14 protein-coding genes and 1 riboswitch are annotated in these 14,616 nt (G+C 62.6%); of the genes, 9 read left to right on the forward strand and 5 right to left on the reverse strand.

The window, feature by feature from the left end; all coding sequences use genetic code 11:
* Nucleotides 1-165: 165 nt before the first annotated feature.
* Both ACMT3I_RS02145 and ACMT3I_RS02150 read right to left on the reverse strand, forming a co-directional pair.
* Complete coding sequence (locus ACMT3I_RS02145; protein WP_414802793.1) at nt 166-762, reverse strand: CoA-binding protein; 597 nt, start codon at nt 760-762, stop codon at nt 166-168.
* Nucleotides 759-2,054: an O-acetylhomoserine aminocarboxypropyltransferase/cysteine synthase family protein gene (locus ACMT3I_RS02150; protein ID WP_414802794.1), complete on the reverse strand. Its 1,296-nt coding sequence runs from the start codon at nt 2,052-2,054 to the stop codon at nt 759-761. Before ACMT3I_RS02150 ends, ACMT3I_RS02145 begins: the two co-directional genes overlap by 4 nt.
* Before the next feature lie 82 nt (nt 2,055-2,136).
* Here ACMT3I_RS02150 and ACMT3I_RS02155 point away from each other — a divergent pair, with 82 nt between their 5' ends.
* Nucleotides 2,137-3,291, forward strand: coding sequence for an FAD-dependent oxidoreductase (locus ACMT3I_RS02155; RefSeq protein ID WP_414802795.1), 1,155 nt, complete (start codon nt 2,137-2,139; stop codon nt 3,289-3,291).
* A gap of 58 nt (nt 3,292-3,349) precedes the next feature.
* Nucleotides 3,350-3,413: riboswitch (guanidine-III (ykkC-III) riboswitch) on the forward strand.
* A gap of 13 nt (nt 3,414-3,426) precedes the next feature.
* Nucleotides 3,427-3,744, forward strand: a complete 318-nt coding sequence (locus ACMT3I_RS02160; RefSeq protein WP_414802796.1) for a DMT family transporter — start codon at nt 3,427-3,429, stop codon at nt 3,742-3,744.
* Nucleotides 3,745-3,746: 2 nt separating this feature from the next.
* On the opposite strand, the gene ACMT3I_RS02165 is transcribed toward ACMT3I_RS02160, so the two are convergent.
* The 3 genes from ACMT3I_RS02165 to ACMT3I_RS02175 all read right to left on the reverse strand — a co-directional run bounded on the left by ACMT3I_RS02165 (nt 3,747) and on the right by ACMT3I_RS02175 (nt 7,584).
* Nucleotides 3,747-4,748 carry a YeiH family protein gene (locus tag ACMT3I_RS02165; RefSeq protein ID WP_414802797.1) on the reverse strand — a complete coding sequence of 334 codons (1,002 nt, stop codon included), beginning with the start codon at nt 4,746-4,748 and terminating at the stop codon, nt 3,747-3,749.
* Nucleotides 4,749-4,805: 57 nt separating this feature from the next.
* Nucleotides 4,806-5,909, reverse strand: coding sequence for a fatty acid desaturase family protein (locus ACMT3I_RS02170; RefSeq protein WP_414802798.1), 1,104 nt, complete (start codon nt 5,907-5,909; stop codon nt 4,806-4,808).
* Between the two features lie 157 nt (nt 5,910-6,066).
* Nucleotides 6,067-7,584, reverse strand: a complete 1,518-nt coding sequence (locus ACMT3I_RS02175; RefSeq protein WP_414802799.1) for a dolichyl-phosphate-mannose--protein mannosyltransferase — start codon at nt 7,582-7,584, stop codon at nt 6,067-6,069.
* Between the two features lie 51 nt (nt 7,585-7,635).
* On the opposite strand from ACMT3I_RS02175, the gene rsmI reads away from it, so the two are divergent.
* The 7 genes from rsmI (at nt 7,636) to ACMT3I_RS02210 (ending at nt 14,244) form a co-directional block, all read left to right on the forward strand.
* Nucleotides 7,636-8,451 (forward strand): 16S rRNA (cytidine(1402)-2'-O)-methyltransferase, encoded by an 816-nt coding sequence (rsmI, locus tag ACMT3I_RS02180; protein WP_414802800.1) that lies wholly within the window; start codon nt 7,636-7,638, stop codon nt 8,449-8,451.
* An 80-nt stretch (nt 8,452-8,531) separates the two neighbouring features.
* Complete coding sequence (locus ACMT3I_RS02185) at nt 8,532-9,599, forward strand: NADP-dependent oxidoreductase (RefSeq protein ID WP_414802801.1); 1,068 nt, start codon at nt 8,532-8,534, stop codon at nt 9,597-9,599.
* Between the two features lie 40 nt (nt 9,600-9,639).
* Nucleotides 9,640-11,202, forward strand: coding sequence for a methionine--tRNA ligase (metG, locus tag ACMT3I_RS02190; protein ID WP_414802802.1), 1,563 nt, complete (start codon nt 9,640-9,642; stop codon nt 11,200-11,202).
* Nucleotides 11,195-12,106 carry a TatD family hydrolase gene (locus ACMT3I_RS02195; RefSeq protein WP_414802803.1) on the forward strand — a complete coding sequence of 304 codons (912 nt, stop codon included), beginning with the start codon at nt 11,195-11,197 and terminating at the stop codon, nt 12,104-12,106. The genes metG and ACMT3I_RS02195 overlap by 8 nt, the downstream gene beginning before the upstream one ends.
* Entirely contained in the window at nt 12,103-12,996 is an 894-nt protein-coding gene (gene rsmA / locus ACMT3I_RS02200) for a 16S rRNA (adenine(1518)-N(6)/adenine(1519)-N(6))-dimethyltransferase RsmA (protein ID WP_414802804.1), read from the forward strand. The genes ACMT3I_RS02195 and rsmA overlap by 4 nt, the downstream gene beginning before the upstream one ends.
* A 115-nt stretch (nt 12,997-13,111) precedes the next feature.
* A complete protein-coding gene (locus ACMT3I_RS02205) occupies nt 13,112-14,047 on the forward strand; it encodes a 4-(cytidine 5'-diphospho)-2-C-methyl-D-erythritol kinase (RefSeq protein ID WP_414802805.1) in 936 nt (311 codons plus the stop codon).
* Nucleotides 14,044-14,244: a hypothetical protein gene (locus ACMT3I_RS02210; RefSeq protein WP_414802806.1), complete on the forward strand. Its 201-nt coding sequence runs from the start codon at nt 14,044-14,046 to the stop codon at nt 14,242-14,244. The genes ACMT3I_RS02205 and ACMT3I_RS02210 overlap by 4 nt, the downstream gene beginning before the upstream one ends.
* Nucleotides 14,245-14,616 lie beyond the last annotated feature (372 nt).

Here is a 14,616-nt window from a genome sequence, read left to right on the forward strand (position 1 = left end):
CGGTAGCGTGTGGAGCGGCGGCAGTGTCGGGCATCCTGGTCACGGTCGCCCTGTTCGGGCCTCCGTGCACCGAGCGTCGCCACTACGACCGAGGCTCGCCGTTGGAACGGCGATTCAGGGCCGGAGCGGCGATTCTCGGCGGATGCTGCCGCCAGCGGATGCTGTCTAGCGAATCGTCTTTCGAGCGGTGATCTGCCCTGTGTCGAAACCGAGAAGGTGTAGCCCGCCGTTGAAGCGCGCGTGCTCGATCTTGATGCAGCGATCCATCACGACATTGAGCCCCTTGGACTCGCCGTACTCTGCGGCATCCTGGTTCCAGATGCCGAGCTGCACCCAGATCGTCGGGGCGCCGATCGCCAGCACATCATCGATGACGGAGGGGATGTCGCTTCCACGGCGGAAGACATCAACGATGTCAGGTACCTCGGGCAGCGAGGCCAGGTCGGGGTACGCCTTCTGGCCGAGGATGGTGTCGGCGTTCGGGTTGACGAAGTACACGCGGTAGTCGCTCGACTGCTGTAGGTATGTACCGACGAAATAGCTCGACCGTGCCGGGTTGGGCGATGCGCCGACGATGGCGATCGACTTCGCCTCGCGCAGCAGTTTCAGGCGGGCCTTGGCATCGGGACCGACCCAGGTGCGCTGGGAGCGCAGCAGCTTGGCCAGCGGTGAGTCGGCCGGAACGTCACAGCTCAGACCGTTGGCAAGCTGAACAGTCTGGGATTCGGAGGATTCGACTGTGGCCGTCTCGATAGTGCTCAATTGGTACCTCCCGCTGCCTTCGCGAGTGCCTGGTCGAGGTCGTAGATGATGTCGTCGACATCTTCGATGCCGACGCTCAGTCGCACCAGTCCTGGCAGCACTCCCGCGTTGATCAATTGTTCCTCGCTCAGCTGGGCGTGCGTGGTGGATGCCGGGTGGATCACCAGGGTCTTGGCATCACCGATGTTGGCCAGGTGGCTGGCCAGGTCGACAGACTCGATGAACGTGCGACCGGCATCCCGACCGCCCTTCACGCCGAAGGCGAAGACGGAGCCAGGGCCCTTGGGCAGGTATTTGAGCCCACGCTCGTAGTGCGGGTGACTCGGCAGTCCGGCCCAGTTGACGTAGTCGACGCGCGGGTCGGCATCCAGCCACTCTGCAACGATGCGGGCATTGTTCACGTGGGCTTGCATGCGGTACGGCAGAGTTTCGACGCCCTGCGCGAGCAGGAACGCTGAGTGCGGGGCAAGCGATGGCCCGATGTCGCGCAGCTGCTCGGCGCGCAGCCGGGTGAGGAATGCGTACTCGCCGAAGTTGCCAGACCACTCAAGTCCGCCATAGCTCGGCACCGGCTCGCCGAACAGCGGGAACTTGTCGCTGTGCCAGTTGAACCTGCCACTCTCAATAACGACGCCGCCGAGTGTGGTGCCGTGTCCGCCGAGGAACTTTGTGGCGGAGTGGATGACGATGTCAGCGCCCCACTCGATGGGCCTGGTGAGGTAGGGGGTCGCTACCGTCGAGTCGATGATGAGAGGGATGCCGGCAGCATGGGCGACGGCGGCCAGGCCTTCGATGTCGGCGATCTCACCTGAGGGGTTCGCCACCGTCTCAGCGAAGATCAACTTGGTCTTGTCGGTAATCGCCGCAGCATAATCGGCCGGGTCAGAACCCTGCACAAATGTCGTGTCGACACCGAAGCGGCGCAGGGTCACGTCAAGCTGCGTGATCGAGCCGCCATAGAGGTTCGCCGACGACACGATGTGGTCGCCAGCACCGACCAGGCTGGCGAATGTGATGTACTGCGCAGACAATCCACTGGCCGTCGCGACGGCACCGAGACCACCCTCAAGGCTCGCGATGCGCTCCTCGAAGCTTGCAACAGTGGGGTTGCCCAGACGCGAGTACACGTTGCCGTACTTCTGCAGGGCGAAGCGCGCAGCGGCATCCGCTGTGTCATCGAAGACAAATGCACTCGTCTGATAGATCGGAAGCGCACGCGCTCCCGTCACCGGGTCAGGGATGTTGCCTGCGTGAATTGCACGCGTGCTGAAGCCGTACTCGCGATCTGCCATGGCATCACGCTAGCGGGGCAGCGTCACGGTCGCAGACGGTAACGTAACCGGACGAAATGGAGGAGTACGGCAGGATTGTCACATGGGCACACAGGTTGAAACGGTAGTTATCGGCGGCGGAGCCATGGGCTCGGCGACGGCGTGGCAGCTGGCCAGGCGCGGCAGGTCGGTCGCCCTGCTCGAGCGTTTCACACCCGGGCACCTGAACGGCGCCTCGCACGGCGCATCGCGCAACTTTAATACCTCATATTCCGACCCGACCTACGTTGCGATGCTCGCTGAGGCGCTGCCGCTCTGGCGTGAGTTGGAAGCCGAATCGGATAGCCACCTGCTCGATCAGGTCGGCATCGTGAACCACGGTCGAAACCCGGCATTCGACGACGTTGCCCTGGCTCTGGCCGGTATCGGCTTCGGGGCGGAGTTCCTCACTCCTGAGGCCGCGGGGGAGCGCTGGCCCGGCATCCGTTTCGACGGTCGGGTGCTCTACACGCCGGATGCCGGTCGGCTGAATGCGGATGCTGCTGTGGAGGCCATGCAGGCAGCCGCACGCTCGCACGGAGCTGAGGTGAGGCACGGCACTCGGGCCATCCGCATCGACGTGATCGACGACGACCGCGTCGAGGTCACTGTGACGGGTCCTGACGGCGAGACCGAGACCATCATTGCCAACCGAGCAGTGGTCACCGTCGGCGCTTGGACGACCACACTCCTGGAGGGCCTGGTCGCGTTGCCGCGTCTCGTCGTCACGCAGGAACAGCCTGCCCACTTCGCGCTGCGCGACCAGTCAGCGGATGCCGACACCCGGGCAGCGACCCAGTGGCCTGGCTTCAACCACGCCATCGATCCCGCAGCCCGCGACTACTGGTACTCAGCGGTGTACGGCATGTACACGCCGGGTCAGGGCGTGAAGGCCGGCTGGCACGGAGTCGGTCCGGTAACCGACCCAGACGCGCGCACCTTCCTTCCGGAACCCGCTCAACTCGTTGCCCTGCAGCGTTACGTGCGGGACTGGTTGCCCGGTGCCGACCCCGAGGCGCTTGAACCGGTGAGCTGCACATACACGACGACGGCTGATGAGAACTTCGTACTCGACCGCGTCGGACCGGTCATCGTGGGCGCGGGGTTCAGCGGCCACGGCTTCAAGTTCACGCCAACTGTCGGGCGGATACTGGCCGATCTGGCAACGGGGGCACCCCAGCAGTTCGACATCGGGCAGTTCGTGCTCGCTCGCCCCTGACCCCTTCAGCAAGAACCGCTGCACAGCGCCTGCACAGTCCTGTCGGTTAGGCTGATTCACAGGTTGCGAACAGCGGCCCCGGACGACGGATCAGTACCCGGAATGCGACAAGACTGGCCACAGGAGTGACTAAAAATGTCGTGGATCATCCTTATTGCGTCAGGCGTGCTCGAAGCCGTATGGGCAACAGCACTCGGAAAATCTGAGGGCTTCACGAAGCTCTGGCCGACAGTAATCTTCGGGGTCGGACTTATTCTGAGCATGGGCGGACTGGCCATGGCGATGCGTGACATCTCAACGGGCACCGCATACGGCGTCTGGGTCGGCATCGGTGCGGCGTTGACCGTCACGTACGCCATGATCTTCGGCGGCGAACCGGCATCGCTCATCAAAGTGCTGCTGATCCTCGGCTTGATCGGCTGTGTCATCGGCCTCAAGCTCGTCGACCACTAGCCTCAGCCCAGCTGCACCGCACCGAACGCGAGCGCTGCGACGAGCAGCCAGGAGAGCAGCCCGACTCCGAGGGCGCGTCCACCGGTCTTGACCAGCGCGCCCAGGCGCACCGCAGAGCCCAAACCGAACAAAGCCATGGCGAGCAGCGCGGTCTGCGCGGTGTCTGCAGCGTCAAGCACTGCTTCTGGCAGCGGAATGAATGAGCGAATCAATACCGCTGCAATGAAGCCTGCCACGAAGAGTGGCACGATCGGTGGACGCTTCGATGCGGTGTCAGTCGCTGTGCCGTCGGCCAGGGCTGCGGTGTGCTTGCGATGCTCGACAATCGAGGCGACTGCCACGATCGGTGCCAGCATCAGCACCCGGGTGAGCTTGACGACGATGGCCACGGCGAGGGCTGCCGATCCGGCGATCTGCGCCGTCGCTACGACCTGGCCGACATCGTGCACGCTGGCGCCCACCCAGTGTCCGTACTGCAGTGACGACAGTCCGAGCGGATGCCACAGCAGCGGCAGCACACCGATCGCCAGCGTCCCGCAGAGGGTCACCAGCGCGACCGGAGTGGCTGTCTCTTCGTCCTTGGCCTTGACCACGCCGCTCATCGCGCCGATCGCTGATGCTCCACAGATCGAAAATCCGGTGGCGATCAGCAAGGGCTGGTGGCCGGGCAGCTTGAACCAGCGTCCGAGCCAGTACGTGCCCGCGAAGGTGAGGAGCACGACGGCAATCGTCGTAGCGATGGCCACCCAGCCGAGGCCGGCGATGTCGAAGATGCTCAGTTTGAGCCCCAGCAGTACGATGCCGATGCGCATCAGGCGCTTGGAGGCGAGCGAAAGCCCAGGCGCGAGTACACCGCTGAGTGCAGGCCGGGCTGCGGGGATCTGGGCGACGATGATCCCGAGGGCGACAGCCGCAGTCAGCAGCGGTACAGCTGGGAACAGCAGGTGGATTCCCCAGGCAAGTAGAGCGGCCACGGCCGCGACACCAAAGCCAGGAAGCCACATGACTTCCACCTTACGGTGTCGTCACATGGCTTCCTGCCGACGTGCTGTCGCGCTGGATCAGTGAGTGCGGAAGCTTCTCACCATCGGGCAGTCGAACGGGTCGCGGGCCGAGAGGCCGACCTTGTTCAGGTACTGGACGACAATGCCGTACGACTCAACCAGCGAGGTTTCCGTGTAGAGAATGTTGTGAGACTTGCAGTATTCCTTGGTGATCTCCTGCGCCTTACGCAGGCTCGGCCGGGACATGTTCGGGAACAGGTGGTGCTCAACCTGGTAGTTCAGGCCGCCCATGAAGGTATCCATGAAGGTGCCGCCGCGAATGTTGCGCGAGGTAAGTACCTGGCGACGCAAGAAGTCGACCTTGCTGTCGTGCGGCAGCAGCGGCATGCCCTTGTGGTTCGGAGCGAACGACGCGCCCATGTAGACACCGAAGACAGCCATCTGCACGCCGATGAAGGCGAAGGCCATTCCGAGCGGCAGGAAGTAGAAGATCGCTGCGATGTAAAGCGCCATGCGGGTGGTCAGCATGCTGATCTCGACCCAACGCTTGTCGACCTTTCCGCGACCGAAGACCGTACGGAAGCCGTGCGCGTGCAGGTTGAGGCCTTCGAGCGTCAGCAGCGGGAAGAAAAGGTAGCCCTGCTTGCGAGTGATCAGCGCCATGAAGCGGTTGACCTTTGACGCATCTTCTTCGGTGAAGCGGATGGTGTCGACTTCGATGTCGGGGTCTTTACCAATGACGTTGGGGTTGGCGTGGTGACGCGAGTGCTTGGTCATCCACCAGGCGTAGCTGATGCCCACGAAGAGGTTGGCGAGGACGCGGCCGGCCCGGTCGTTCGCCTTGCCTGATTCGAACACTGCGCGGTGCGAGGCTTCGTGGGCGAGAAAAGCGAACTGGGTGAGGATGATGCCGAGTGCGCCGGCGATCAGGAGCTGGTACCAGGTGTCACCCAAAAGGATGAAGCCGGTCACCGCGCCTGCGAGGGCGACGACGAGGATCGAGAACATCATCCAGTAGAAGCCGGTGCGACGTCGCAGCAGGCCCAGATTGCGCACGGTATTCAGCAGGGCTGAATACTCGGTTGTGGGGTTCTTGCGGTCACCACCGGGGCGCGTCTTGACGATGCGAACGGTGGGGGCGGCAGAAATGGCTTCCGACATGAGGCCTCCGGTTTCCGTTGACTTCTCAGTCGGAGATTGAGCAAATACTCGCGGTGCAGATACTGGTCATCCTAGGGGGAAATAGTCCGCAGAAGCCTGCAATTCTCACCTGTTTCACAGCCGTAATATTCCAAAAATGGAATGTATGCCGCTCTGGCTATCGCCAGCTCGGTAGCCAAATATGGAGCTGCCAGAACTGGAACGGAGTCTGTATCCCTGTCCACAGGGGGAAATAGAAGGCGGACACGAGTGTCGCGATCACCAGAAAGACCACCACGACGCGACCACCGACTTTTCGGCGCTCAGGATCGTCTGTGGGTTTGCCGAGTATCAGCCCGATGACGAACGTGAGTCCGAGCAGCAGATATGGCTCGAACGCGATTGTGTAGAACTGGAAGACGGTGCGGTGCAGGTACATCAGCCAGGGCAGGTAGCCGGCGACGATGCCCATCAGGATCAGGCCGACTTGCCACTCGCGATAGCGGGCCAGACGGTAAACGAGGTAAATCAGTGCTGCAGTCGCTGCCCACCAGATGATCGGATTGCCGATCGAGGTGATCGCCTCTGAGCAGCTGTCGAAGGTGCAGCCGTTCTCGCCGTTTTTCGAGCCGAGGTAGTACATGCTTGTCGGCCGAATCATCAGCAGCCACGTCAGTGGGTTCGCCTGGTACGGATGTGGGGACTGCAAACCGACGTGGTACGTGTAGGCGGCAACCTGGTAGTGCCAGAAGCTCTGCAGCGAATGCGGTACCCAGGCCAGCGCTCCGGTCCAGGCCGCACCGTCTGAATCTGCCCAGTTGCGGTAGTAGCCCCCGCTCGTGACGAACCAGCCTGTCCATGAAACGAGGAACGTGACAATGGCGATCGGCACCATCAGCAGGAAGTTGGCCGGAGCCTGTTTCAAGAGTGCCGCGCTGAGCCAGAACGGCACGCCGGCGCGTCTTCTCGCGAGGGCGTCGACGACGACGACGTAGACGCCGAACGCAGCAAGAAAGTAGAGACCTGACCATTTCACCGATGAGGTGAGACCGAAGGCGAGTCCCGCGGCCAGAAGCCAGGGACGCCACCATAGCGTCGGGCCCCAGGTCGGCTCGTCACCGCGTTCGCGGGATTCGGCCAGCCAGGCGGCAAGCCGACTCTGATGCCATTGTCTGTCCATGAGGACCGCGCCGAAACCGAGCAGGGCGAAGAACATCACATAGTTGTCGAGCAGGGCGATCCTGGACATCACTATCGCGTGTCCATCGATGGCCATCAGGAATCCGGCAACGGTGGCCAGCAGCACACTGTTGAAGAGCTTGTTCGCGATCACCATGATCAAGCCGACGGCCAGAATGCCCACGATCGCCGTGACGATGCGCCACGACCAGCTGTTCTCAGCACCGAATGCTGCCATCCCGAGGGCGATCAGCCATTTGCCGAGCGGCGGATGCACCACGAATGAGGGATCAGTCGAGAAGATCTGGGTATTGCCAGACGCGAACTGCTGATCGGCGTTCTCCGGCCAGCTCGATTCGTAGCCGTTATTGAACAGCGTCCAGGCGTCCTTCACATAGAAGGTTTCGTCGAACACGAGGGTGTTCGGGCTGCCGAGGTTCCACAATCTGAGAATCGATGCAAGCAGCATCACTGCGAGGGGGCCGACAGCGCGGAACCAGCTTTGTGTTCTGAGCACCTGACCATCGTAGTGAGAGCGGACACGCCCTGAGGCTGGGAGACTGGACACATGATCATTCTGGCTGCAACACCCATCGGAAACCTCGGTGACGTCACGACGCGCCTGGTAGAGGCATTGGGCTCGGCGACAGTCATCGCCGCAGAAGACACCAGGGTGACCGTGCACCTGCTGAAGGCGCTCGGCATCGAGAACCGGCCGAAGCTCATCAGCCTGCACGACCACAACGAGCGCGACAAAGCAGCAGAGCTTGTGGAGCTAGCGCGCGAAACGGATGTCCTGGTCTTGAGTGATGCTGGCATGCCGACGGTCTCAGACCCTGGTTTTCACCTCGTGGATACCGCGGCCGCCGCCGGTGTCGTGGTGACTGCTCTGCCTGGCCCATCAGCCGTGTTGACCGCGCTTGCGGTCTCTGGACTCCCGACCGACAGGTTCACCTTTGAAGGATTCCTGCCCAGGAAGCCCGGCGATCGTCGGGGCACGCTCAGGGAGCTGGCCACAGAGCCGCGCACCATGGTGTTCTTCGAGTCGCCCAACCGCCTCGCTGCATCACTGGCCGACATGGCCACCGTGCTCGGCGACGACCGGAGAGTCGTCGTCTGCCGCGAGCTGACGAAATTCTTCGAAGAGGTCAAGCGTGGAACAGTCAAGGAATTGGCTGAGTGGGCGACCAAGGGCGTCAAGGGCGAGATCTGCGTTGTCGTCGCCGGGGCAGAGCCCCGCGTGATGGATCTCGGGGCAGGTGTCGACGAGGTGCTCTCGCTTGTCGCCGGTGGTGCGCGCCTGAAGGATGCTGCCTCGGATGTGTCAGCAGCGACAGGCCTCAGCAAGCGTGAACTGTACGAAGAAGCTTTGAAAAGGAAGTAATTATTCGGGCCTCCAAACCTCAGGCATACACTGAAGAAGCCGAGTAAATCTCAGGTGCTTCAGGGAATGCGGGGTGCGACATGCCATATGCGGTTCAATATCCACGATACGGCGGGGTCGATGTCTTAGAAGTCGTCGACATGGTCAAGCCGGCCGCGGGCGCCGGCGAGGTGGTTGTGCAGGTGATGGCCGCCGGACTCAATCCCATCGACTCGAGCATCCGGGAAGGTCGATTTGCCGACAAATGGCCACCGCATTTCCCCGAGTCACAGGGCAGTGATTTTGCGGGATTCATTTCGGATGTCGGATTAGGCGTCACCGGCTGGGCGATCAACGATGCAGTGATCGGCCACGTCAGGCATGGGGCGCAGGCCAGTTATGTGACGGTGCCGGCAGCGAACATCATTGCCAAGCCGGATCGGCTTGCCTGGGAAGCGGCCGGAAGCCTGTACCTCTCTGGAGCCACGGCTTGGGAGGCCGTTGAGGCGGCAGGTCCGAAGCCGGGAATGACGGTGCTTGTCCAGGCCGCTGCGGGTGGCGTAGGGATATTGGCCGCCCAGCTGGCACGGATGCGTGGTGCCACGGTCATCGGCACAGCACTCCGTGAGAACTTCGACTACCTGCGTCAGTGGGGTGTCATTCCCATTGAACATGGTCCGGACCTGGCACTTCGGCTCCCTGAAGTGGCACCTGACGGCATCGACGTCGAGCTGAAGCATGACGTGTACGAGACATTTGACATTGTGAATTCCGCTGACACCGGCGTAATGGCGCGCATCGCTGTCGACATCGCCAATCGTCAGCTCTCGTTGCCGATTGCCGCGATCTATCTGCTCGGACAGGTGCAGGATGCCTACCGGGAGCTCGAAGCTGGGCATGCGCACGGCAAGATCCTGTTGAGCATGTTGCCCGTCGGCTATTCGCACCAGAAGGTGCACGGCGTCGACATCCGAGAGGTTGAGGCGACACGAGACGACCCGAATCGGCCACCGATTCCGCACCAGGAGGAGGCGCTCCCTCCGGTGATCGGTCACTACAACCCTCATGAGCCAGAGCACGACAAGCAGCATGAAAAGCAGCATGAAAAGCAGCATGAGGGCCTGTTTCACCTGCATGGGAAGCGTCCCAAGAAGGAAGACGGGGAGTAACACGCAGAGGAAGGGTCGCCGCTCGCAATAAGATGTCAGCATGTCCGACGGCTCTTCTTTCTACATCACCACTCCGATTTTCTATGTGAACGATGTCCCGCACATCGGGCACGCGTACACAGAAGTTGCGGCTGATGTCTTGGCACGCTGGCACCGCCAGTCTGGTGACAAGACCTGGTTGCTCACCGGTACAGACGAGCACGGACAAAAGATCCTGCGCACTGCAACCGCAAACGGTGTCACTCCTCAGGAGTGGGCAGACCGTTTGGTTGAGACCGCATGGAAGCCGCTTCTGGAGACGGTGAACATCGCCAACGACGATTTCATCCGCACAACCGAGAAGCGCCACGAGGTCAATACCCAGAAGTTCCTGCAGCACCTGCACGACGAAGGCCACATCTACACGGGCGAATACGAAGGCTTCTACTGCGTCGGTTGCGAGGAATACAAGCAGCCCAGCGACCTCGTCGACGGCACGGGTGAGTACGTGGGCCAGCAGGTCTGTGCGATCCACTCCAAGCCGGTCGAACTCCTGCACGAGAAGAACTACTTCTTCAAGATGAGCGCGTTCACCGACCGCCTCCTTGAACTCTACGAATCGAATCCCAACTTCGTGCAGCCAGAATCGGCACGCAACGAGGTGCTGTCCTTCGTCAAGCGCGGCCTGGCCGACCTGTCGATCTCGCGCTCCAGCTTCGACTGGGGAATCAAGGTGCCGTGGGACGAAAGTCACGTTGTCTACGTGTGGTTCGACGCGTTGTTGAACTACATCACCGCCGCCGGCTATGGCCAGGACGACGAGAAGTTCGCTTCGCTGTGGCCCGCAACGCACATCGTCGGAAAAGACATCCTCCGTTTCCACGCCGTCATCTGGCCCGCAATGCTGATGGCCGCCGGCATCGAGGTGCCCAAGCAGGTCTTCGGTCACGGCTGGCTGCTCGTCGGCGGCGAGAAGATGTCGAAGTCGAAGCTCACCGGAATCGCGCCGCAGCAGATCACTGACACCTTCGGCTCAGATGCGTTCCGCTACTACTTCATGAGCGCAATCACCTTTGGTCAGGATGGCTCGTTCTCCTGGGAAGACCTGTCTGCCCGCTATCAGGCAGAGCTGGCCAACGGCTTCGGTAATCTGGCCTCGCGCGTCATCGCCATGGTCGTGCGCTACTGCGACGGCACGATCCCGACGCCCGGCGAGTTCACCGCGGACGACGAGGCGATCATTGCCACAGAGAAGCGTGCCACTGAGGGCGCAGTAGACGCCATCTCGCGTCTCGCCATCCACGAAGCCATCGCTTCGGTGTGGGAACTCGTTGACGAATTGAACGGGTACATCACCAGCCAGGAGCCGTGGGGCCTCGCCAAGGACCCCGCCAACCGCGCTCGCCTCGAAACCGTGCTCTACACGGCGCTTCGGGGCCTCGGTACCCTTGCCGTGCTGCTTTCCCCGGTTGTGCCCGAAGCGACAGCGAAGTTGTGGACCGCCCTCGGCGGCACCGGCGACGTCACCGACCAGCGCATCGACCAGGCATGGAAGTGGACGGGAGGCGACACCGTCGCTCCTCTGGAAGCACTGTTCCCGCGCATCGAGGCTTCGTTTGACTGACACCCGCGACCAGAGTTACCCGCCGCTGCCCGTTCCGCTGGTCGTCGGCGTGTATGACAACCACACGCACGTGAACTATGCGGATGGCGAGTACGCGCTGTCGGTCGCCGAGCAGCTCGATCGCGCATCGAGCGTCGGCATCCGCGGCATAGTGCAGGTGGGTACAGACGTTGCAAGCTCACGCTGGGCTGCCGAACAGGCTGCACACGAGCCGCGGATGCTCGCTGCCGTCGCAATTCACCCGAACGACGCTCCTGAGCTTGACGCTGCCGGAACGCTCGACGATGCCCTGGCCGAGATCGCATCACTGGCCACCAAGCCCAGGGTTGCCGCGGTCGGTGAGACGGGACTCGACTACTTCCGGACTCCGGAAGAGGGTCGTGCTGCCCAGCAGCGTTCGTTCGAAGCCCACATCGAGATCGCCAAGGCCAACAACCTGGCCCTGCAGATCCATGACAGGGATGCCCACGCTGCTGTCATTTCGACGCTTCTGCGGGTCGGGGCACCAAAGCGGACTGTGTTCCACTGTTTCTCCGGCGATGCCGAAATGGCACGGATCTGTGCCAAGAACGGCTGGCACATGTCGTTCTCTGGCACTGTGACGTTCAAGAACGCTGTGCCGCTCCGCGAGGCGCTGTCTATCGCGCCGCGCAATCTTATCCTCGTCGAAACCGACGCCCCTTACCTCACCCCAACGCCGTTCCGCGGCCGCCCCAACGCGCCATACCTGTTGCCGTACACGCTGCGCGCCATGGCTGAACACCTCGAAACGGATGTCACTGTGCTCGCCGCCCAGATCTCGTCAAACACTGAATACGTCTATGGGCGGTGGGATGCCGAACCTGTCACGGTTCAGCCCTCGCCCCTCACCTCGCCGTCTGGCCCCGAAGGGGGACTCGCATGAGCGAGACAACTCCCGCGGGCGGCAGCCACGCCGAACCCGCCAAAAACAAGAGCGCACTGCTCGGCCCTGCTGAGATTCGTGACCTGGCTGAAATGCTGGGCGTCAACCCCACCAAGAAGCTCGGACAGAATTTCGTCATCGATCCGAACACTGTGCGACGCATCGTCAAGTCGGCGTCTGTCGCTGCCGGTGACGTTGTGCTCGAAGTCGGTCCAGGCCTCGGCTCACTGACACTCGGCTTGCTGGAGACCGGCGCACGCGTCGTCGCTGTCGAGATCGACAACCGCTTGGCAGAGCAGCTGCCGCTGACTGTTGAACTGATGCAGCCGGGAGTGCCGCTCACCGTCATCCGCGAAGATGCGCTGCGCATCCTCGATCTGCCAGGCGACCCGTCGCGTCTCGTGGCGAACCTGCCATACAACGTGTCAGTGCCGGTGCTGCTGCACCTGCTCGAGCATTTCCCGTCGATTCGGGCCGGTGTCGTCATGGTGCAGGCCGAGGTCGGCGAACGTCTGGCTGCACCTCCCGGCTCGAAGGTCTACGGAAGTCCGAGCGTGAAGGCGGCCTGGTACGGCGACTTCAAGACAGTCGGCAAGGTGAGCAGGCAGGTGTTCTGGCCGGTGCCGAACGTCGACTCGATCCTCGTCGGCTTCGAACGTCGTGAGGAGTCCCTCGAGTCCGAGGAGCTCAGGCTCGCGACATTCGCCCTGGTCGACGCCGCGTTCCAGCAACGCCGCAAGATGCTGCGCCAGTCTCTGTCAGTCGTCTTCGGTGATTCAGCCACAGCGTCTGAGGTCATCACAGCTGCAGGGGTGGATCCCACTGCCCGCGGTGAGCAACTCGATGTGCATGATTTCCTCAATATCGCCAGGGCCTGGCCCGGCGAATAGGTGAGGACCAAGGGGGAAGGTTCGCACGAATGAAACACGATGGCAGGGGCGGTGCTGTCAGCTTGATGCAGCGGCCGCGTCAGAGGCGCCTCGCGCGCTGGAATAGGTTAGTTACATGACTGTCTCGGGCCCCTCTCAGGTCGTACACGCGAGAGCTCCAGGAAAGATCAATGTCTTTCTCAAAGTCGGCGCTGTACTTGACGACGGCTACCACGAAGTTGCAACGGCATACCAGGCGGTATCGCTGTATGAAGACGTGCGCGCGTACCCGGCGGCAGACTTCTCTGTCTCATTCAGCGGTTCGGTCGATACCTCTGAGCTGACGACCGATGGCAGCAACCTCGCGATCAAGGCGGCGCGCGCTCTGGCCCGTCAGGCCGGTTACCGCGGGGGAGTGCGTCTCGAGATCGAAAAGAACGTGCCCATCGCCGGTGGAATGGGTGGCGGGTCAGCGGATGCCGCTGCCTCATTGCTCGCCTGCGACGCACTCTGGGGCACTGAGGCCTCGAAGGATGAGCTGCTTGCCATCGCTGCAACCCTGGGCGCAGACATCCCGTTCGCCCTCACCGGCGGGACGGCTGTCGGTACCGGTCGAGGTGACGAACTGAGCCCGGCACTGGCCAAGGGTCAGTTCCACTGGGTGTTCGCGCTTGCCGAGTTCGGGCTGTCGACTCCTGCTGTGTACACCGAGCTGGATCGCCACAGGGAGCGTCATGCACAGGACATTTTCCCGGCACAGCTGCAGCCGACTGTCGACCCGGATGTGTTGCAGGCGCTGCGTGCCGGTGACCCGGTGATGCTTGCCGAATCGATGCAGAACGACCTGCAGGCTGCGGCGCTTCAGTTGGCGCCTGGTCTGGGATCCGTGCTCGAGCTGGGCGAAGAGAACGGAGCGCTGGCTGCCATGGTCTCGGGCTCCGGTCCCACGGTTGCCTTCCTGGTACCAGACTCCGACAGTGCGCTCGAATTGCAGGTGGCGCTGTCTGCTGCGCGACTGAACGCCGTGCGTGCCGTTGGTCCCGTACATGGAGCCCGTCTCATTCACGATTGAGCTCGTTGGTGTTGGTGAGTGCGGGCGTCCTGGTGCCGTCGCCGCTGGTGCTGGTGCTGGTGCTGCTTGCCGTGGCGCGATGCTGCCCGCCGGGCCGCCACGTTCTCGAGGGGTCAAGCCAGGGTGGCGCCTTGACCTGGGGTGACCCGTTGACCATCCGAAGTTTCCAACCGGATGTCTCAATACTGTGGTGGTGATACCAACACAGGAGCACTCCATTGCTGGTTGATCGCTAATATGCCCGTATGGATCAGCTGCGCTCCGCGGTTCGCCGCGCAATACCTGCGAAGCTTGGCTCGAGCCCGACGGCCCGCCTCGGCAGCGGCCCTCTCCGGGTCCTGCGCCGACCCGGCAGCCACGTACTCCGGCACCCGGCGCACCGAGTATTGGAACGAGCCGCCGCCCTCCCCGGCGTCGGGGTAGAGGCTGAACTGCCAGCCCGCATCGGGGCGGCGAAGGGCGGCGAGCGAAGGCGAAGGGGTTGACGAGAGCAAGGGGCCTCATTTGGACGCAGCGACAGGGAAGGCCCCAAATATTCGCTGCTGCCAAAGTGAGTGATGGGCACCGGG

The organism is Leifsonia sp. A12D58, from assembly GCF_047530025.1.
Classification (GTDB): domain Bacteria; phylum Actinomycetota; class Actinomycetes; order Actinomycetales; family Microbacteriaceae; genus Cryobacterium.

Bases quoted from the DNA above. Each gene is read 5' to 3' on its own strand.
- ACMT3I_RS02150 (WP_414802794.1), bottom strand. From the start codon at position 2,054: ATGGCAGATCGCGAGTACGGCTTCAGCACGCGTGCAATTCACGCAGGC.
- ACMT3I_RS02155 (WP_414802795.1), top strand. From the start codon at position 2,137: ATGGGCACACAGGTTGAAACGGTAGTTATCGGCGGCGGAGCCATGGGC.
- ACMT3I_RS02160 (WP_414802796.1), top strand. From the start codon at position 3,427: ATGTCGTGGATCATCCTTATTGCGTCAGGCGTGCTCGAAGCCGTATGG.
- ACMT3I_RS02165 (WP_414802797.1), bottom strand. From the start codon at position 4,748: ATGTGGCTTCCTGGCTTTGGTGTCGCGGCCGTGGCCGCTCTACTTGCC.
- ACMT3I_RS02170 (WP_414802798.1), bottom strand. From the start codon at position 5,909: ATGTCGGAAGCCATTTCTGCCGCCCCCACCGTTCGCATCGTCAAGACG.
- rsmI (WP_414802800.1), top strand. From the start codon at position 7,636: ATGATCATTCTGGCTGCAACACCCATCGGAAACCTCGGTGACGTCACG.
- ACMT3I_RS02185 (WP_414802801.1), top strand. From the start codon at position 8,532: ATGCCATATGCGGTTCAATATCCACGATACGGCGGGGTCGATGTCTTA.
- metG (WP_414802802.1), top strand. From the start codon at position 9,640: ATGTCCGACGGCTCTTCTTTCTACATCACCACTCCGATTTTCTATGTG.
- rsmA (WP_414802804.1), top strand. From the start codon at position 12,103: ATGAGCGAGACAACTCCCGCGGGCGGCAGCCACGCCGAACCCGCCAAA.
- ACMT3I_RS02205 (WP_414802805.1), top strand. From the start codon at position 13,112: ATGACTGTCTCGGGCCCCTCTCAGGTCGTACACGCGAGAGCTCCAGGA.